The following is an 18,581-nucleotide window of genomic DNA, read 5'->3' as shown; positions in this document are numbered from 1 at the left end:
GGCAGCCGCGCCTTCCTCGCCCCGGAGTGTCCGATGACCGATCTGCATCCCTTCATCGCGGGTCTGCCAAAGGCCGAACTGCACGTCCACCACGTCGGCTCCGCCTCCCCCCGTATCGTCGCCGAGCTGGCCGCGCGCCACCCCGACTCCAAGGTCCCCACCGACCCCGAGGCGCTCGCCGACTACTTCACGTTCACGGACTTCGCGCACTTCATCGAGGTGTACCTCTCCGTCGTGGACCTGATCCGCACCCCGGAGGACGTCCGGCTGCTGACCTTCGAGATCGCCCGCGACATGGCGCGGCAGAACATCCGCTACGCGGAGCTGACGGTGACGCCGTACTCCTCGACCCGGCGCGGCATCCCCGAGCAGGCGTTCATGGAGGCGATAGAGGACGCCCGCAGGGCCGCCGAGGCCGAGCTCGGCGTGGTGCTGCGCTGGTGCTTCGACATTCCGGGTGAGGCCGGGCTGGAGGCCGCGGAGGAGACCGCCCACCTCGCCGTGGACCTGCGGCCCGAAGGGCTGGTCTCGTTCGGTCTCGGCGGTCCGGAGATCGGGGTGGAGCGGCCCCAGTTCAAGCCGTACTTCGACCGGGCGATCGCGGCGGGCCTGCACTCCGTGCCGCACGCCGGGGAGACCACGGGGCCGCAGACCGTCTGGGACGCCCTGACGCATCTGCGCGCCGAGCGCATCGGTCACGGCACCAGCTCCGTCCAGGACCCGAAGCTGCTGGCCCACCTCGCCGAGCACCGCATCCCGCTGGAAGTCTGCCCGACCTCGAACATCGCGACCCGTGCGGTGGCGGACATCGAGCAGCACCCGGTGCGCGCGATGGTGGAAGCGGGGGTGCTGGTCACCATCAACAGCGACGATCCCCCGATGTTCGGCACCGACCTCAACAACGAGTACGCGGTCGCGGCCCGGCTGCTCACCCTGGACGAACGGGGACTCGCGGAGCTGGCGAAGAACGCGGTCGAGGCCTCGTACCTTGACCCGGCCGGCAAGCGGGCACTGGCCGCCGAGATCGACACGTACACGACGAACTGGCTGGGCCGGATCTGAGCCGGACCCGCCGGGACCGGGATCGGACGGGCCGGGCCGGGCGGGGCGGGACCGAGGCGGAGACGGACGGGCCTGGTCGGGCGGAGACGGGCGGGCGGGGACAGGCCGGGGCCGGGCTGAAGGAACGCGCGGGCCGGGACAGGCCGGGTCGGGCTGGGTCGGGCTGAAGGGACGCGCGAGCCGGTGTCCGCTGGCCACAATGACCCCATGATCACCTCAGTCACCGCCGTGGCCCACCGCGGCGACCCCTACCGGGTCAGGGAGAACACCCTCGCCTCGATCCGTTCCGCGCTCGGCCGGGGCGCGGACGCGGTCGAGATCGACGTCCGGGTCACCCGCGACGGCGTGCCGGTCCTGCTGCACGACGCCACGCTGAAGCGGCTGTGGGGACACGACGCGCGGATCGACCGGCTGACCCACCGGGAGCTCACCGGACTCACCCGGGGCGGCGTGCCCACCTTGCGCGAAGCGCTGCTCGCCACGGAGGCACACCGGCTCATGATCGACCTGCCGGGCGCCACCGACGCCTCCGTCCCAGCGGTCATCGGCGTGGTCCGGGAGTGCGGAGCCGGTGAGCGGGTCTACTACTGTGCCGGTCCCGGCGCGATGCTCCGGGTGCGGGCCGCCGATCCGCACGCCGAGATCGCCCTGACCTGGGCGACGCACGCGCCACCGCGCGCCGTGCTGCTCGACGCGGTACGGCCGCGCTGGCTGAACTACCGGTTCGGGCTGGTGGACCAGGAGCTGACGGACCGTCTGCACCGCGACGGGCTGCTGGTCTCCGCCTGGACGGCCGACACCCGGCGGACCATGCGCCGTCTGGTCCGCCGCGGCGTCGACTCGGTCACCACCAACCGGGTCGACGTGCTGCGGGGTGTCCTCGGCGGCCCGGCCGAAGGAGCGGCGACGTGACCGGGGCCCCGTCGGCCGGACCGTACCGGGCCGGGTCACGCGCCGTCCGGGCCCCCGGACCGCGCACCGTCGACCTGCTCGTCGCGCTGCTGGTGCAGGCGGCTGTGACGATGCCGTTCGTGGTGCCGCGCGCCCCGGACCTGCCGCCCGCGACCTGGACGGCGTACGGGCTGACCACGCTGACGGTGGTGCCGCTGGTCCTGCGCCGCCGGGCACCGGTGCTGGTGCTGCTGACCGTGCTCACGGCCGGCGCGCTGTACAACGTCGCGGTGGACGGGCCGGGCCAGCCGCTCCCGTACACCGGGCTCGTGGCGTTCTACACCGTGGCCGAACTCTCCTCACCGCCGAAGCGGCTCGGGGTGACGGTACTGACGGCGGTGGCGGTGCTGGTCTCGGTGGGGCTGGGCCGCCAGGATCTGCGGGAGCTGTTCTTCTCCCTGTTCGTGTTCGCGGCGGCGTACGCCTTCGGCAGGCTCACGGTGACGCGCCAGGCGTATCTGCGCGCGGTGGAGGACCGGGCGCGGCAGCTGGAGCTGACGCACCGGATCGAGGCCGAACAGGCCGTGGCGCGCGAACGGTCCCGGATCGCCCGGGAGATGCACGACATCCTGTCCCATGCGGTGAGCCTGATGATCGTGCAGGCGGAGGCGGGGCCGGTGGCGGTGCGTACGGCGCCGGAGCGCGCCGAGGCGGCCTTCGACGCGATCTCGGAGACGGGCCGGGACGCGATGGTGCAGTTACGCCGGATGCTCGGCCTGCTGCGCGAGCCGGAGGCCGCACCGGACACGCCGCGCGCACCGCAGCCGGGACTGGCGGCCCTGCCCGGACTGGTGGAGCGGGTCCGCGACAGCGGCCTCGCCGTCTCGTACCGGGCGACGGGCGTTCCCCGGCCGCCGGGCCCGGCGGTGGAGGCCACGGTCTACCGGATCGTGCAGGAAGCCCTGACCAACGTGGTCAGGCACGCGGGCGCGGACACCGTCCACGTTCTGCTGGACCACGGAACCGAGACGCTGGCCCTCACCGTCACCGACGACGGACGGGGTCCTGGCGCACACCGCGGCCCCGGCCCGGGGCTGGGGCTGGTCGGCATCCGGGAACGGGCCGCCGCGCACGGCGGTACGGCCACCACCGGCCCCGGCCCGGACAGGCTGGGCTTCCGGGTGCGGGTGGCGATTCCGCGGACCGCCCCGGAGACCGGCGGCGGGAACGAACGAGTGGCGGGAGAGGCACGTTGACGATCCGTGTGGTGGTGGCCGACGACCAGGAGCTGGTGCGCAGCGGCTTCGCGATGATCCTGGACGCGCAGCCGGACATCGAGGTGGTGGCCGAGGCCGCCGACGGGGACGCGGCGGTGGCGGCGGTACGGCGGCTGGCGCCCGAGGTGGCGCTGCTCGACATCCGGATGCCGGGCACGGACGGCATCGAGGCCTGCCGCGCCATCAGCGCCGGGACCAGCTGCCGGACGGTGATGCTGACCACCTTCGACTCCGACGAGTACGTCTTCGAGGCGCTGCACGCGGGCGCGAGCGGCTTCCTGCTGAAGGATGTCCGCCGGGAGGACCTGGTGCACGCGGTACGGGTGGTGGCGGCCGGGGAGTCGCTGCTCGCGCCGTCGGTGGCGCGGCGGCTGATCGCCGAGTACACCGCGCGGCCGCCCGCCGCGGCGCCGTCGGCCCGTCTGGAGGCGCTGACCGCGCGGGAGCGTGAGACGCTGCTGCACCTGGCCCGGGGGCTGTCGAACGCGGAGATCGCGGCGGCGCTGGTGGTCAGCGAGCACACGGTGAAGACCCATGTCGGCAATGTGCTGGCGAAGCTGGGGCTGCGCGACCGCATCCAGGCGGTGATCTGCGCGTACGAGTGCGGTCTGGTGACGCCGTCGGCGGGGTGACCCCTGGTCCGGGTGGTTTTCCTCTGAAGGCGGCCCTCCGTGCATGCCTTTTTCACGCGCGGCCCCCTCCCCGCGTGGCTCCCTTCATGCAATGGCTTTCTCCGCGCACCGCCCCCTTCACGCATGGCTCCCTCCGCGCACCGCCCCCTTCACGCATGGCTCCCTCCGCGCATGGCCCCCCCTTCACACGCGGCTCCCTCCGCGCATGGCCCCCTCCTTCGGTGAGTCCGTCGCGGTGTGTGGCTCCTTCCACTGGTGACTCCCTCCGTCGGCGCGTTCCCGCGCTGGTGGCTCCCTCGTCGGGGGGAGGAGCGGCGCTCCCCTCCCCCGCGGGAGCGAGAAGGTCTCCCTCCAAGGACCCCCCGGCCGGGTGATCCGCCCGAGCCCTTCCTTCAACAGGATGGAACCCGACAGCAGTTGAGGTTCCGCGCCCAGGAGGCACCGGAGATGAACACCCGTACGTCCCGCACCGTCGTCGCGGCAGCGCTGGTTCTCGGCATCGCGGCGGGCCCCGCCGCCCCGGCCCTGGCGGCGCCCGGCACCCCGTCCGCCACGGGCCCCACCAGCGCCACCACACAGCGGGCGGTCACCGGACAGGCCCCGGACGCCAGGGCGCTGCGCTGCGCGCTCGCCGGGCTGCCGAAGGACGATGCCACCGCCGCGCTGGTCCGGGTCTCGGGCAGCGGGGGCACCTGGCGGGGCAGCGCCGGTGTCCACGATCTGGTCTCCGGGCGCCCGGCGGACCCGGAGGGGCGCTTCCGGGCCGGATCGGTGACCAAGGTGTTCACCGCGGCGGTGGTGCTGCAACTGGCCGGGGAGGGCAGGATCGGCCTGGACGCCCCGGTCCGGCGGTACCTGCCGGACCTGATTCCGGCGGCGTACGGGAAGGTGACGGTACGCCAGTTGCTGGACCACACGAGCGGCATTCCGTCCGTGGGCGGAGGCGGCGACCTGGAGGACTGGTACGCGCACCGCTTCGACCTGCACGACCCGGTGCGCACCGTGCGCGAGGCCACCTCGCGGGAGCCCGACTTCGTGCCCGGCACCCAGCAGCACTACGACAACATCGGCTACACGGTGGCGGGCCTGCTGATCGAGCGGGTCACGGGCGACACGTACACCTCGCAGGTCTCCCGCCGCGTTCTTGAACCGCTGCACCTGAGGGACACCTACTTCCCGGGGGCCGACCCGGCGATCCGGGGCCCGCACAACCGCGGCTACCAGATCTTCGGTGCGGACGAGCTGCGCGATGTGACGGTGTGGGGAGCGACGGACGCGTGGGCGGCGGGCGACCTGATATCGACCACCGCGGATCTGGAGCGCTTCACCCGGGCGCTGTTCGGCGGCCGGGTGGTGCGCGCTCCGCTGCTGGAGGCGATGTTCACGCTGCCCGACGCATCGGTCCACGAGTACGGCACGGGCAAGCCCGCCGCGTACAGCGCGGGTCTGTCGGTGATGCGGCTGGGCGGCCGTGACGTCTGGGGCAAGACGGGTGGCCGCTGGGGGTACAACACGGTGATGGCGGCCACCCGTGACCTCTCCCGGACCCTCGTCTACAGCGTCAACTCCACCGACGCGAAGGGCGAGGGGATGAACCCCACGGCTCTGGGCATCGTGGTCGCCGCCTTCGGCGCCCCGTCGGCCTGATGAGCCGGCCGACGGGCCCGGGAGCCGCGCGCCTCAGCCGGCCGGGGCGGCTGTCGCGGTCGGCTCGGCCGGCGCGGTCGACTCGGCCGGTGAGGTCGACTCGGCCGGCGAGGGCTTCTCCAGCGCCTCCAGCCGCTTGATCATGCGGCGCACCACGAGCAGCGGGATCACTCCGAACACGCCGAACGACATGTCGATGACGGACCACCAGAAGGGGATGTCGCGGATGGGACCGCAGATCAGCGCGAGCGGAATGATTCCGGCGCAGGCGATCATGCCGAATTCGATGACCCAGATATTGCGGACCGGGTCGCGGTAGGGACCGTAGAAGGCGACCGCGATGACCAGATGGGCGAAGGCCAGCCAGTCGGTGCCGTACAGCACGAAGGGGTATTGCGCGTCGGCCTCGTCGAGACCGGTACGGACCTTGGTGATCCATTCCATCAGTGCCGGGAAGTGCTCCGGCACGGGAGAGGCCGAGGACCTCAGCAGATCCTCGGCCCAGTGGAGTTCGTGCACCAGCGGAAAGGCGGTCAGCCCGCTCAGTACCAGACAGACGATAAAGAGGACCAACCACACGCGTATGCGCCTCAGCAAGGCTCTTCGCTCGCTCATGTCCCGCAGCGTACGCCCGTGTTCACCGGCCCCCGGGGCCACCCCTGGAGGCAGCCCCTCAGCAGGTCCCGGTACGGATCAGAGGCCCACGATGCCGTTCCACCTCTTCGCGAACTCGGTGCGCTCCTCGGAGGTGACGTCGCGTGCGATCGCGAGCCGCTTGCGCATGTCGTCGTCGGGGAAGATCAGCGGGTCCTCGGCGAGTTCGGCGGACTCCTTGTCCTTGGCGGAGGCCAGCACGTCGCGGGCGGCGGGCACCGGGCAGACGTAGTTGACCCAGGTCGCCAGTTCGGCGGCGACCTCCGGCTCGTAGTAGTAGTCGATGATCCGCTCCGCGTTGCGCTTGTGGCGGGCGAGGTTGGGGATCATCATCGACTCCGCCCAGAGCTCGGCGCCCTCCTCGGGCACCACGAACTCGATCTCCGGGTTGTCGGCCTGGAGCTGGATGACATCGCCGGAGTAGGCCTGGCAGGCGAGGACGTCGCCGGTCGACAGGTCCTTGATGTAGTCGTTGCCGGTGAAGCGGCGGATGTGCCGCTTGTTCACCAGCTTCTCGACCTGCTCGCACACCAGGAGGAAGTCGTCCCGCGTCCAGCGGGTGACGTCCACGCCGTTGCCCTGCATCAGCAGGGCGATGGACTCGTCGAGCCCGGACATGAGCGTCACCTTGCCGCGCAGGTCGTCCGCCCACAGATCGCTCAGGTGCTTGACCTCGCGGCCGAGCTTCTTGCGGTTGTAGGCGATGCCGGTGATCCCGGACTGCCAGGGAACGCTGTGCAGACGGCCCTCGTCGAAGGCGGGCGAGCGCAGCTGGGGGTCGAGGTACTTGGCGACGTTCGGCTGCTTCGCCCGGTCCATCTCCTGCACCCAGCCCAGCCGGACGAACCGGGCGGACATCCAGTCGCTCATCACGATCAGATCGCGTCCGGTCTGCTGGTGGTTCATCAGCGCCGGACTGATCTTCCCGAAGAACTCGTCGTTGTCGTTGATCTCCTCGGTGTACGTGACGGAGATCCCGGTCCGCTGGGAGAAGGCGTCGAGGGTGGGCCGCTTCGACGTGTTCTCGTCGTCGGTGTCGATGTAGAGGGGCCAGTTCGCGAAGTGCAGGGTGTGGTCGCTCGCCGAGGTGTCGCGCCCGGCGCGGTCGCCGGGCTCCACGTAGGCGGCGGGCACGCCGCACCCGGCCAGCGCGGTACCGGCCGCCGTGACTCCGAGGGCGCGCAGCAGGGAGCGGCGGGACATGGGGTTCTTCGGGATTGCTCGCACCCGCGAAGAATGCCGGTCGGCGGCCGGGCGGGCAATGGACCAACCGTCCAGCGGCACCGGCACCGGCCGCACACCCTGTCGATCCGCTCGATCCTCGCGGGTGCCCGGGAACGGCCGACGGCCCCGGACGGGCGCCCGGGGCCGTGACCTGCCTGCCGACGGTTCGTCGGCCCGCCGCTCGCGGGCCGCCGCTCGCGGGCCGCCGCTCGTCAGCCGTCGAGCGAGGTCATGACGTGCTTGATGCGGGTGTAGTCCTCGAAGCCGTAGGCGGAGAGGTCCTTGCCGTAGCCGGACTTCTTGAAGCCGCCGTGCGGCATCTCGGCGACGAGCGGGATGTGGGTGTTGATCCACACGCAGCCGAAGTCGAGGTTCTTGGACATCCGCATGGCGCGGGCGTGGTTCTTGGTCCACACCGAGGAGGCCAGGGCGTACTCGACGCCGTTGGCGTACTCCACGGCCTGGGCCTCGTCCGTGAACTTCTGGACGGTGATGACCGGGCCGAAGACCTCGTTCTGGATGATCTCGTCGTCCTGCTTGAGGCCGGAGACGACCGTCGCGGCGTAGAAGTAGCCCTTCTCGCCGACCCGGTGGCCGCCCGCCTCGACCTTGGCGTGGGCGGGCAGCCGCTCGATGAAGCCGCTGACCTGCTTCAGCTGGTTGGCGTTGTTGAGCGGCCCGTACGCCACGTCCTCGTCATCCGGCAGCCCGGTCTTGGTGTCGCCGGCGGCCTTGGCGAGCTCGGCGACGAACTCGTCGTGGATGGACTCGTGGACCAGGACCCGGGTCGCGGCGGTGCAGTCCTGACCGGCGTTGAAGTAACCCGCGCCGGCGATGCCCTCGACGGCCGTGGCGATGTCGGCGTCCTCGAACACGACGGCCGGGGCCTTGCCGCCGAGCTCCAGGTGGACCCGCTTGACGTCCTTGGCGGCGGACTCGGCGACCTGCATGCCCGCCCGCACCGAACCGGTGATGGAGGCCATCGCCGGGATCCGGTGCTCGACCATCGCGCGGCCGGTGTCCCGGTCGCCGCAGACGACGTTGAAGACACCCTTGGGCAGGATCTGGCCGATGATCTCGGCGATCAGCACCGTCGACGCCGGGGTGGTGTCGGACGGCTTGATGACGACGGTGTTGCCCGCGGCGAGCGCCGGGGCGAACTTCCAGACGGCCATCATCATCGGGTAGTTCCACGGCGCGACCTGCGCGCAGACGCCGACCGGCTCGCGCCGGACGATGGAGGTCAGGCCCTCCATGTACTCACCGGCCGAGCGGCCTTCGAGGAGCCGCGCGGCACCCGCGAAGAAGCGGATCTGGTCCACCATCGGGGGGACCTCTTCGACCCGGGTGAGCTCGATCGGCTTGCCGGTGTTCTCCGACTCGGCGGCGATCAGGTCCTCGGCGCGCTCCTCGAAGGCGTCCGCGATCTTCAGCAGGGCCTTCTGGCGCTCGGCGGGCGTGGTGTCGCGCCAGGCGGGGAACGCGGCCGCGGCGGCGTCCATCGCGGCATCGACATCGGCCTGGCCGGAGAGCGGCGAAGTCGCGTAGACCTCTTCCGTCACCGGGTTGACCACATCGATGGTCCGCCCGTCAGCGGCGTCGCGGAATTCTCCGTTGATGTAGTTGCGCAGACGGCGCACCTCGGTGGTCACAACCACCCCTCCTGTCACACGTCAATGGGTGAGACGCCCAGCGTAGTCGCTCGGGTGTCGCTTTCGACATGCCCACCTGCCGTGAACTTCGGATTCAGTGAGATCTAGACCCTCAAACAACGGATTTCATCGATTCGGGGTTGCCAGACAGACGAGTCCCGGTGCACAGTGGATGCGTGGCCAGTCGCAGCGCAGACTCCAGGACCGGGAACGGATCGTCTCCAACGGTCGATGCCGTCTCTCTCGCAATCATCGAGCAGCTCCAGGAGGACGGGCGCCGTCCGTACGCCGCTATAGGCAAGGCCGTCGGCCTTTCCGAGGCGGCCGTGCGGCAGCGCGTCCAGAAGCTGCTGGATCAGGGCGTGATGCAGATCGTCGCCGTCACCGATCCCCTCACCGTGGGGTTCCGGCGGCAGGCGATGGTCGGCATCAACGTCGAGGGCGACCTCGACCCCGTCGCCGAGGCACTGTCGGCGATGGCCGAGTGCGAGTACGTGGTGATGACCGCGGGCTCCTTCGACCTGATGGTGGAAATCGTCTGCGAGGACGACGACCACCTGCTGGACACGATCAACAAACGCATCCGGGCCCTCCCCGGTGTGCGCTCCACCGAGAGCTTTGTTTACCTGAAGCTCAAGAAGCAGACCTATATGTGGGGAACCCGATAGCCGTGAGCAAGGACCTCAGCCGAACCGCGTACGACCACCTGTGGATGCACTTCACCCGCATGTCGGACTACGAGACCGCGCCCGTTCCCACCATCGTCCGTGGTGAGGGCACTTACATCTACGACGACCAGGGCAAGCGCTACCTCGACGGCCTGTCCGGCCTGTTCGTGGTCAACGCCGGTCACGGCCGTCACGAGCTCGCCGAGACGGCGTACAAGCAGGGCCAGGAGCTGGCCTTCTTCCCGGTGTGGTCCTACGCCCACCCGAAGGCCGTCGAGCTGGCCGAGCGTCTGGCCGACTACGCGCCGGGCGACCTCAACAAGGTCTTCTTCACCACCGGTGGCGGCGAGGCCGTGGAGACGGCCTGGAAGCTGGCCAAGCAGTACTTCAAGCTGCAGGGCAAGCCGACCAAGTACAAGGTCATCTCCCGCGCGGTCGCCTACCACGGCACCCCGCAGGGCGCCCTGTCCATCACCGGCCTGCCGGCTCTGAAGGCCCCCTTCGAGCCGCTGGTCCCCGGTGCCCACAAGGTGCCGAACACCAACATCTACCGGGCCCCGATCCACGGCGACGACCCCGAGGCCTTCGGCCGCTGGGCCGCCGACCAGATCGAGCAGGAGATCCTCTTCGAGGGCCCGGAGACCGTCGCCGCGGTCTTCCTGGAGCCCGTGCAGAACGCCGGTGGCTGCTTCCCGCCGCCGCCCGGATACTTCCAGCGGGTCCGCGAGATCTGCGACAAGTACGACGTGCTGCTCGTTTCCGACGAGGTCATCTGCGCCTTCGGCCGCCTCGGCACGATGTTCGCCTGTGACAAGTTCGGCTACGTGCCGGACATGATCACCTGCGCCAAGGGCATGACCTCGGGCTACTCCCCCATCGGTGCCTGCATCGTCTCGGACCGCGTCGCCGCGCCGTTCTACGAGGGCGGCAACACCTTCCTGCACGGCTACACCTTCGGTGGCCACCCGGTCTCCGCGGCGGTCGGTCTCGCCAACCTCGACATCTTCGAGCGCGAGGGCCTCAACCAGCACGTGCTGGACAACGAGAACGCCTTCCTCACGACGCTGCAGAAGCTCCTCGACCTGCCGATCGTCGGCGACGTCCGCGGTAACGGCTTCTTCTACGGCATCGAGCTGGTGAAGGACAAGGCCACCAAGGAGACCTTCAGCGACGAGGAGACCGAGCGCGTCCTGTACGGCTTCCTCTCCAAGGCGCTGTACGAGAACGGTCTGTACTGCCGGGCCGACGACCGTGGCGACCCGGTCGTCCAGCTCGCGCCGCCGCTGATCTCCGACCAGTCGACGTTCGACGAGATCGAGGGCATCCTGCGCAACGTCCTCACGGAGGCGTGGACCAAGCTCTGACCAGCCCTGCGACGGCCGGCCCGACCACGGACCGGGCGGCCGTCGCCCGACACGGTCCACACGGCCCGGATGCGCCCATTCGAGTGGGAAGGGGCGCATCCGGGCCGTGTGCTGTGTGCTCACCGCGGTTCGAATCCTTACGGTGCCGGTGACCGATCGGCCTTGTTTTCGTTCCCCCGTACGAGGGACGGGAACTACGATCTGAACCGAGGTGTACGCCATGGTGGCCCCGCCGGACAACGATGTGATCTGGGCGCGTTCCCTGCACCACTCCCACAACGGATCGCCTGCCCTCGGCGGTGTCTCCCTGGGGGTCCGCGACGGCGAGATCCTTGCCGTGACCGGCCCCCGGGGCTGCGGAAAGACCACCCTGCTGCACTGTCTGTCCGGTCAGCTGGTGCCCGAACAGGGCGAGGTGTGGTTCAACAGCGTGCCCGTCCACACCATGGGCCCCCGGCTCCGCGAACGGCTGCGCCGCGACCGCTTCGGCTGGATCGCCCCCGAGCCCCAGCTGGTGCCCGAGCTGAACACCTGGGAGAACACCGCCCTCCCGCTGCTGCTGCGCGGCACCCCTCGCCGCGAGGCCAAGAAGACCGCCCTGGAGTGGCTGGAACGGCTCGACATCGGCGGCTGTGCCCGGCAGCGTCCGCACACCCTGCTCCAGGGGGAGCGCCAGCGGATCGCCGTGGCCCGCGCCCTGGCCGGAGCCCCCACCGTGATCTTCGCCGACGAGCCCACCGCGACCCTGCACCGCGGCGACCGCACCCACGTCCTGCGCACCCTCACCAGCGCGGCCCGCTCGCACGGCATCACGATCGTGCTCGCCACCCACGACGCGGAGATCGCCGCCCTGGCCGACCGTGCCGTCCCCCTGCTCGACGGCCGCCGGGTCGCCACCGTCGCCCTGCCCGCCACATCCGACACCCAAGGCCGGTCGGCGTGCTCGCTCTCCGTCTAGCCCGGGGCTCCCACCCGCTGGTCCTGCTGCGGCGGCTGCTGGTCGCCGCCGCCTCCGCCGGAGTGGGCTTCCTGCTGCTCTGCGCGCTGAGCCACGCCGCCGCGCACCCGGCGCACGCCGGTGCGACAGTGCCGCGCCTGCTCTGGTGCCTGGTGCCGCTCGCCGCCACCGTGCAGTTCGCGGTCGCCGTGGCCCGTACGGACCCGAGCACCCGGCCCCGGTCCGGCCTCTCCGCCGTGGGTCTCGGGCCGGTCCGCCTCGCCGTGCTCGGCGCGGTCTCCACCGCCGTCTCCTGCACCCTCGGCTCCGCGGTGGCGCTGCTGTTCTTCCTGCACCTGCGCGGTGATCTGTCCGGGCTGCCCTTCGACGGCGCGGCGGCCGGGCTGCTCGACGCCGGCACCCCGCTGCCGCTCGCCGCCGCGCTGGTACTGCTGGCCCTGGTCCCGGTGGCCGCGGCCGGGCTGAGCGCCTACGCGCTGCGCGCCGAACGGACCCCTGCACCGGCTGCCCCCAAGGCCGCCGACCCGGACGTACTGACCGAACCGGAGCCGCCCGGTCCGGCCACGCCCCCGACCGGGCTGCCGTGGGGCGTCGCGCTGGCCGCGGTCGGTCTCGCCGTCGAGGCGTACATGAGCCGGAGCGGCGGGCACCGCCTGCTCCCGATGCCGGGCCGCCTCGAAGCCACCCCGGCGGGGGTGCTGGCGGGATGGACGCTGGCGGCGGTCGGGCTGGCCCTGGCGGGACCGGGCCTGGCCCACCTGTGCGGGCGGCTGCTCCAGGCGGTGCGCCCCGGCGCCGTACGCCTGCTGGCGGGCCGGGTACTGATGGACGAGGCGCGCCGGATCGGCCGGCCGCTCGGCGTGGTGTGCGCGGTGCTCGCCGCCACCGTCGCCGGTTACGCGCTGTACGGAGCCGGGGCACACCCGCTCGGCCCGCTCACGGCGCTGGGCGGTGTGCTGGTACTCGGCTGCACGACGGCGACCCTGCTGACCTCGGCGCTGGAAGCACGGCAGGACCGGGCGCGAACGGCGCGGGCGCTGCTGCGGCTCGGGGCCCCGGCATCGGCACTGCGGGCCGCGACCGCGCTGCGCGCCACCGCCCTGCTGCTGGTCTTCGCCCCGCTGACCTGGCTGGTCGCGGAACTGGCCGCGCTGCCGCTTTCGGCCTGAGGCCCCCAGCCCGCCCCGTCCGCCCGGGTCAGCGGGCGGACGGCAGGACGACGACCTCCTCGGCGTCGAAGCCGACCCCGACCGCCGCCCCCTCCCCGGGGGCGTCGCGGGGCGCGCACTCCGCCTCCAGGTCCGGGCCGCTCGGCGGTGTCAGCCGCACCAGGACACGGCTGCCCCGGAACGTCCGCCCCCCGGCCACGCAGCGCAGTCCCTGCTCCGGGGCGCCGATCCGGACCCCGGCGGGCCGCACCAGCAGTTCGTGCGCCCCCTGCGGGGAGCCCTCCGGCACGGGCACCTTGCCCCACACCGTGTCGGCGGCCCCGCCGGTCACCGTTGCCGCGACCACGTTGTCGAAGCCGAGGAAGCGGGCGACGAAGGCGGACGCGGGCCGCCGCCACACCTCCAGCGCGGTCCCCACCTGGGCGATGCCGCCCTCGCGCATCACCACCATCCGGTCGGCCAGTGCGAACGCCTCGCCCTGGTCGTGCGTGACGGCGAGCACGGTGGTCCCCAGCTTCCGGAAGAGTGTGCGCAGCTCGACGACGAGCCGTTCACGCAGCCCCCGGTCGAGCTGGCCGAGCGGCTCGTCCAGCATCAGCAGTTTGGGCCTCGGGGCGAGGGCCCTGGCGAGGGCGACGCGCTGCTGCTCGCCGCCGGAGAGCGTGGCGACGGCACGCCGCTCGGCCCCGGGCAGGCCCACCAGGTCGAGGAGTTCGCCGACCCGGCGTTCCTGGTCGCGACGGGAAGCCCCGCGCATCCGCAGCCCGAAGGCGACGTTGGCGCCCACGTCACGGTGCGGGAAGAGCTGGTGATCCTGGAACATCAGGCCGAGGCCACGCCGGTGCACCGGCACCCCCGCCTGGTCCATACCGTCCAGCAGCACCCGGCCGCCGTCCACGGACTGGAGTCCGGCAACCACCCGCAGCAAGGTGGACTTGCCGCTTCCACTCGGACCGAGCACGGTGACGATCTCGTGCTCGGCGACCTCCAGGTCCACCGCGTCAAGCGCCGCCCGCTCGCCGAAGCGGACGGTGGCCGATTCCAGCGTCAGCATCTCGGGAACTCCCCGGACATCGTCAGCACCCCTCGGAACATCGTCAGTACTCCCACTCCCACTCCCAATCCCACTCCCCCGAACACCCTCGGCACGCCCCGGCCCTCCCTCAGAACTCCCCGGACCGGTCCGTGCGAATCCGTTCGAGCAGCAGCAGCGAAACAGCGCAGACCACCATCAGGATGGTGCTGAGCGCCATAGCCTGGCCGTAGTTCAGCTCCCCGGCCCTCCCCAGCAGCCGGGCCACGGCGACCGGCAGCGTCGGGCGGTCGGGCCGTGCGATGAACACCGTCGCCCCGAACTCGCCGAGCGAGACGGCTAAGGCGAAACCGGCGGCCACCAGCAGCGCCCGGCGCACCAGCGGCAGATCGACCTCCCGCCAGGCCCGCAGCGGCGAGGCCCCGAGCACCGCCGCCGCTTCCCGCAGCCGCCCGTCCACCGCACGCAGCACCGGCAGCATGGTCCGTACGACGAAGGGCACCCCGACCAGCGCCTGGGCGAGCGGCACCAGGATCCAGGAGGTCCGCAGGTCGAGCGGCGGCTTGTCCAGGGTGATCAGGAAGCCGAAGCCGACGGTGACCGCGGACACCCCGAGCGGCAGCATCAGCAGCGCGTCGAAGCCGCGCACCAGACGGCCCGACCGCCGGGTCAGCGCGGCGGCCGCGAGCCCGCCGATCACCAGCGCGATCAGGGTGGCGACCAGCGCGTACTGGAGGGAGTTGGCGACCGCTTCGAGCGGCGCGACCAGGAACGTGCCGCCACCCGCGTCCACCGAGCCCAGCGCCCGGTAGTAGTCCAGCCCATGGCCGCCCCCGGTGTTCACCGAGCGCTCCACGAGCACCCCGAGCGGCAGCAGGATCAGCAGCAGCACGGTCAGCAGCACCCCGCCCAGCAGCGCCCACTGCCCGGCGCCGCACGGCCTGCGCGCCGTCTGCGCCGGGTCCACCAGGCGCAGCGCGGTCTCCCGGCGCCGTACGGTCCAGGCGTGCACGGCGAGGATCGCGCCGACCGCGGCGAACTGCACCAGGGTCAGCACGGCGGCGGTCGGCAGGGCGAGCAATTGCGCGGTCTGCCGGTAGATCTCCACCTCCAGGGTGGCGAAGCCGGGACCGCCGAGGATCTGCACCACCCCGAAGGAGGTGAAGGTGAAGAGGAAGACCATCAGCGCGGCGGCGGCCACCGCGGGAGCCAGCGCCGGGAGGGTGATTCGCCGCCAGGCGGCGAACCGTCCGGCGCCCAGCACCCGGGCGGCCTCCTCCTGCCGGGGGTCGAGCTGGGCCCACAGCCCGCCGACCGTGCGGACGACCACCGCGTAGTTGAAGAAGACATGGGCGAGCAGGATCGCCCAGACGGTGGTGTCGAGCCGTACGCCCCAGAGTTCGTCGAGGAATCCGCCGCGCCCCAGCAGCGCCAGGAAGGCGGTCCCGACGACCACGGTCGGCAGTACGAACGGCACCGTGACGACCGCCCGCAGGAGCTGCTTGCCGGGGAAGTCGAGGCGGGCGAAGACGTAGGCGCCGGGCAGCGCGATCAGCAGCGTCAGTGCGGTCGAGGCGAGCGCCTGCCAGCAGGTGAACCAGAGCACCTCGCGGATGTCCGGCCGGGCCAGCACCTCACCGAGCTGGCCGAACTGCCAGACGCCGTCCGCCTTCAGGCCCCGGCCGACGATCGCGGCGACCGGGTAGGCGAAGAACAGCGCGAAGAACGCGACGGGCACGGCCATCAGACCGAACCGCGTCGCGCCCTGCCCCAGGGCCGGACCGCGGGCCGGGCGCGTGCCCCTGCCGCCCGGCTCCGGCCCGCGTCCCGCGGTCTTCGCTACTTCACGACGAGCGAGGACCACGACTGGACCCACTGCTCACGGTTCTTGACGATCCGGTCCGGCGCGACGGTCTGCGGCCGGTCCACCGTGGCGCCGAACCTGGTGAACAGTTCCGGCAGCTTCGCGTCCTCGGTGACCGGGTTCACGAACATGCTGAGCGGCAGGTCCTCCTGGAACTTCTTGCTGATCAGGAAGTCCAGCAGCGCCTTGCCGCCCTTCTCGTTGCGCGCCCCGTCCAGCAGCCCGGCGAACTCGATCTGGCGGAAGCAAGTCCCGGTGGCCACCCCGGTCGGGGCCTCGGCCGGCTGAGGCTTCGCGTACAGCACCTCGACGGGCGGGCTGGAGGCGTACGAGACGACGAGCGGCCGGTCGGCCTTGGCCTTCTTGCCGCCCGCCGAACCGGAGAACTCCTCGTTGTACGCCTGCTCCCAGCCGTCGACCACCTTGACGCCGTTGGCCTTCAGCTTCTTCCAGTAGTCCTGGTAGCCGTTCTCCCCGTAGGCGGCGATCGTGCCGAGCAGGAAGCCGAGGCCGGGCGACGAGGTCCCGGCGTTCTCGGTGACCAGCAGGTCCTTGTACGCGGGCTTCGCGAGGTCGTCGAAGGTGCTCGGCGGCGTGAGCTTCTTGTCGGCGAAATACTTCTTGTCGTAGTTGACGCAGATGTCGCCGGTATCGACGGGGGTGACCCGGTGCCCGGCGTCGAGCTGGGTGTCCTTCGTGACCCGGTCGATGCCCTTGGCCTCGTACGGGGTGAAGAGCCCGCTGTCGAGGGCACGGGAGAGCAGGGTGTTGTCGACGCCGAAGAACACGTCACCCCGGGGCGATCCCTTGGTCAGGATCTCCTGGTTGAGCGCGACACCCGCGTCGCCGCTCTTCAGCACCTTGACGGTGTAACCGGTCTCCTTGGTGAACTCCTTCCAGACCGCCTCGGAGGCGGCGAAGGAGTCGTGGCTGACCAGGGTCACGGTCTTGGAGCCGGAGCCCTTGGTGCCGCCGGAGCCCGTGGCCGTGTCGTCGGAACTCCCGCATCCGGCGAGTGCCGTGACGCCGAGCGCGGCGGCGACGGCCGTTGCCGCGAGCTGTCTGGTCCTGCGCGTGGTGCTCATTGTGGATTCCTCCTGGGTTTTGGCCAGGAAGAGACGCGGCCCTGCCCGCGGGAAGCGGGCAGGGCGCAACAGCATGAGTTGATGACCGAACTTCCTACCCGGAATGACCCGGGCGAGGTTCAGAGGGTCTGCGGCCGACCTGTCCTCGGTACCGCACTCTCAGCGCTGTGGCGCTCCCCTGTCGGAATATGAAGTTGAATCGCGGGCCCAGGCTACACGGGCCCCCGCGACGGCCCGAAAGGCGCTCAGCGTTCGGCCGCCGCCAGCTGGCCGCAGGCCCCGTCGATCTCCTGGCCGCGGGTGTCCCGCACGGTCACCGGGACACCGTGGGCCGCGATCGCCTCGACGAAGGCCCGCTCGTCCTCGGGCCGCGAAGCGGTCCACTTGGAGCCGGGCGTGGGGTTCAGCGGAATCAGATTGACGTGTACGCGCTTGCCCTTGAGCAGCCGGCCGAGCCGGTCGCCGCGCCATGCCTGGTCGTTGATGTCGCGGATCAGGGCGTACTCGATGGAGATGCGACGGCCGGACTTCTCCGCGTACTCCCACGCGGCGTCCAGCACCTCGGCCACCTTCCACCGGGTGTTGACCGGGACGAGGGTGTCGCGCAGCTCGTCGTCCGGCGCGTGCAGCGAGACGGCGAGACGGCACTTGAAGCCCTCGTCCGCGAACCGGTGCATCGCGGGCACCAGGCCCACGGTGGAGACGGTGATCCCGCGCTGCGAGAGGCCCAGCCCGTCCGGCTCGGGGTCGGTCAGGCGGCGGATCGCGCCGACCACCCGGTTGTAGTTGGCGAGCGGCTCGCCCATGCCCATGAAGACGATGTTGGAGAGCCGGGCCGGACCGCCGGGAACCTCTCCGTCCCGCAGCGCCCGCATGCCGTCGACGATCTGGTGGACGATCTCGGCGGTCGACAGATTACGGTCGAGCCCGGCCTGGCCCGTCGCACAGAACGGGCAGTTCATCCCGCAGCCCGCCTGCGAGGAGATGCACATCGTCACCCGCTCCGGGTAGCGCATCAGGACGGACTCCACGAGCGTCCCGTCGTGCAGCTTCCAGAGCGTCTTGCGGGTGGTGTCGTCGTCACAGCTGATGTGGCGGACCACCGACATCAAGTCCGGGAACATCGCCTCGGCGAGCTTGTCCCGCGACCCGGCGGGAATGTTGGTCCACTCGGCCGGGTCGTGCGTGAACCGCGCGAAGTAGTGCTGCGAGAGCTGCTGGGCGCGGAACGGCTTCTCGCCGATCGCGGCGACGGCCTCCTTGCGCTCGGCGGGCGTGAGGTCGGCGAGGTGCCGCGGCGGCTTCTTGGCTCCGCGGGGCGCGACGAAAGTGAGTTCTCCGGGCTTAGGCATGGTTCTTCCAGTGTCGCAGACAGAACGGTGAGGGCCCGCCGTCCTGTGG

16 protein-coding genes and 1 riboswitch are annotated in these 18,581 nt (G+C 71.4%); of the genes, 9 read left to right on the top strand and 7 right to left on the bottom strand.

The annotated features are described in order from the left end of the window. Window positions 1-33 precede the first annotated feature (33 nt). The 5 genes from ACFVWY_RS17465 (at window position 34) to ACFVWY_RS17445 (ending at window position 5,509) form a co-directional block, all read left to right on the top strand. Window positions 34-1,062, top strand: coding sequence for an adenosine deaminase (locus tag ACFVWY_RS17465; RefSeq protein ID WP_389872741.1), 1,029 nt, complete (start codon window positions 34-36; stop codon window positions 1,060-1,062). A 207-nt stretch (window positions 1,063-1,269) separates the two neighbouring features. Then, window positions 1,270-1,974, top strand: a complete 705-nt coding sequence (locus ACFVWY_RS17460; RefSeq protein ID WP_389872739.1) for a glycerophosphodiester phosphodiesterase — start codon at window positions 1,270-1,272, stop codon at window positions 1,972-1,974. Window positions 1,975-2,084: 110 nt separating this feature from the next. Continuing rightward, window positions 2,085-3,209: a sensor histidine kinase gene (locus tag ACFVWY_RS17455; protein WP_389872910.1), complete on the top strand. Its 1,125-nt coding sequence runs from the start codon at window positions 2,085-2,087 to the stop codon at window positions 3,207-3,209. After that, a complete protein-coding gene (locus tag ACFVWY_RS17450; protein ID WP_389872736.1) occupies window positions 3,206-3,862 on the top strand; it encodes a response regulator in 657 nt (218 codons plus the stop codon). The genes ACFVWY_RS17455 and ACFVWY_RS17450 overlap by 4 nt, the downstream gene beginning before the upstream one ends. 447 nt (window positions 3,863-4,309) lie before the next feature. Then, entirely contained in the window at window positions 4,310-5,509 is a 1,200-nt protein-coding gene (locus ACFVWY_RS17445) for a serine hydrolase domain-containing protein (RefSeq protein ID WP_389872733.1), read from the top strand. Window positions 5,510-5,542: 33 nt separating this feature from the next. Here ACFVWY_RS17445 and ACFVWY_RS17440 read toward each other — a convergent pair whose 3' ends face one another. From ACFVWY_RS17440 to ACFVWY_RS17430, 3 genes are all read right to left on the bottom strand, one after another. Continuing rightward, on the bottom strand, window positions 5,543-6,124 hold the full coding sequence (locus ACFVWY_RS17440; RefSeq protein ID WP_389872731.1) for a hypothetical protein: 582 nt from the start codon (window positions 6,122-6,124) through the stop codon (window positions 5,543-5,545). A 78-nt stretch (window positions 6,125-6,202) separates the two neighbouring features. Continuing rightward, window positions 6,203-7,366 (bottom strand): PotD/PotF family extracellular solute-binding protein, encoded by a 1,164-nt coding sequence (locus ACFVWY_RS17435; protein ID WP_389872908.1) that lies wholly within the window; start codon window positions 7,364-7,366, stop codon window positions 6,203-6,205. A 233-nt stretch (window positions 7,367-7,599) separates the two neighbouring features. Continuing rightward, window positions 7,600-9,039, bottom strand: coding sequence for a gamma-aminobutyraldehyde dehydrogenase (locus ACFVWY_RS17430; RefSeq protein WP_389872728.1), 1,440 nt, complete (start codon window positions 9,037-9,039; stop codon window positions 7,600-7,602). Window positions 9,040-9,200: 161 nt separating this feature from the next. Between ACFVWY_RS17430 and ACFVWY_RS17425 the strand changes: the two genes are divergently transcribed. The 4 genes from ACFVWY_RS17425 (at window position 9,201) to ACFVWY_RS17410 (ending at window position 13,198) form a co-directional block, all read left to right on the top strand. Further along, the gene (locus ACFVWY_RS17425) at window positions 9,201-9,707 is read left to right on the top strand and encodes an Lrp/AsnC family transcriptional regulator (RefSeq protein WP_376686254.1); all 507 of its coding nucleotides are present in this window, start codon (window positions 9,201-9,203) and stop codon (window positions 9,705-9,707) included. Continuing rightward, a complete protein-coding gene (locus tag ACFVWY_RS17420; protein WP_389872725.1) occupies window positions 9,692-11,071 on the top strand; it encodes an aspartate aminotransferase family protein in 1,380 nt (459 codons plus the stop codon). The genes ACFVWY_RS17425 and ACFVWY_RS17420 overlap by 16 nt, the downstream gene beginning before the upstream one ends. Window positions 11,072-11,291: 220 nt before the next feature. Further along, window positions 11,292-12,029: an ABC transporter ATP-binding protein gene (locus tag ACFVWY_RS17415; protein WP_389872723.1), complete on the top strand. Its 738-nt coding sequence runs from the start codon at window positions 11,292-11,294 to the stop codon at window positions 12,027-12,029. Then, window positions 12,011-13,198 carry a hypothetical protein gene (locus ACFVWY_RS17410; protein WP_389872720.1) on the top strand — a complete coding sequence of 396 codons (1,188 nt, stop codon included), beginning with the start codon at window positions 12,011-12,013 and terminating at the stop codon, window positions 13,196-13,198. Before ACFVWY_RS17415 ends, ACFVWY_RS17410 begins: the two co-directional genes overlap by 19 nt. 28 nt (window positions 13,199-13,226) lie before the next feature. On the opposite strand, the gene ACFVWY_RS17405 is transcribed toward ACFVWY_RS17410, so the two are convergent. The 4 genes from ACFVWY_RS17405 to rlmN form a co-directional block, all read right to left on the bottom strand. After that, a complete protein-coding gene (locus ACFVWY_RS17405) occupies window positions 13,227-14,252 on the bottom strand; it encodes an ABC transporter ATP-binding protein (protein ID WP_389872718.1) in 1,026 nt (341 codons plus the stop codon). Window positions 14,253-14,361: 109 nt separating this feature from the next. Continuing rightward, window positions 14,362-15,975, bottom strand: coding sequence for an ABC transporter permease (locus tag ACFVWY_RS17400; protein ID WP_389872716.1), 1,614 nt, complete (start codon window positions 15,973-15,975; stop codon window positions 14,362-14,364). A 95-nt stretch (window positions 15,976-16,070) separates the two neighbouring features. After that, a complete protein-coding gene (locus ACFVWY_RS17395; RefSeq protein ID WP_389872713.1) occupies window positions 16,071-17,180 on the bottom strand; it encodes a thiamine ABC transporter substrate binding subunit in 1,110 nt (369 codons plus the stop codon). A 73-nt stretch (window positions 17,181-17,253) separates the two neighbouring features. Further along, window positions 17,254-17,370: riboswitch (TPP riboswitch) on the bottom strand. A 55-nt stretch (window positions 17,371-17,425) separates the two neighbouring features. Next, complete coding sequence (gene rlmN, locus ACFVWY_RS17390; protein WP_389872710.1) at window positions 17,426-18,532, bottom strand: 23S rRNA (adenine(2503)-C(2))-methyltransferase RlmN; 1,107 nt, start codon at window positions 18,530-18,532, stop codon at window positions 17,426-17,428. Window positions 18,533-18,581 lie beyond the last annotated feature (49 nt).

It is taken from the genome of Streptomyces sp. NPDC058195 (assembly GCF_042883525.1).
GTDB lineage: Bacteria > Actinomycetota > Actinomycetes > Streptomycetales > Streptomycetaceae > Streptomyces.
This window is presented reverse-complemented; position numbering and strand designations above follow the sequence as displayed.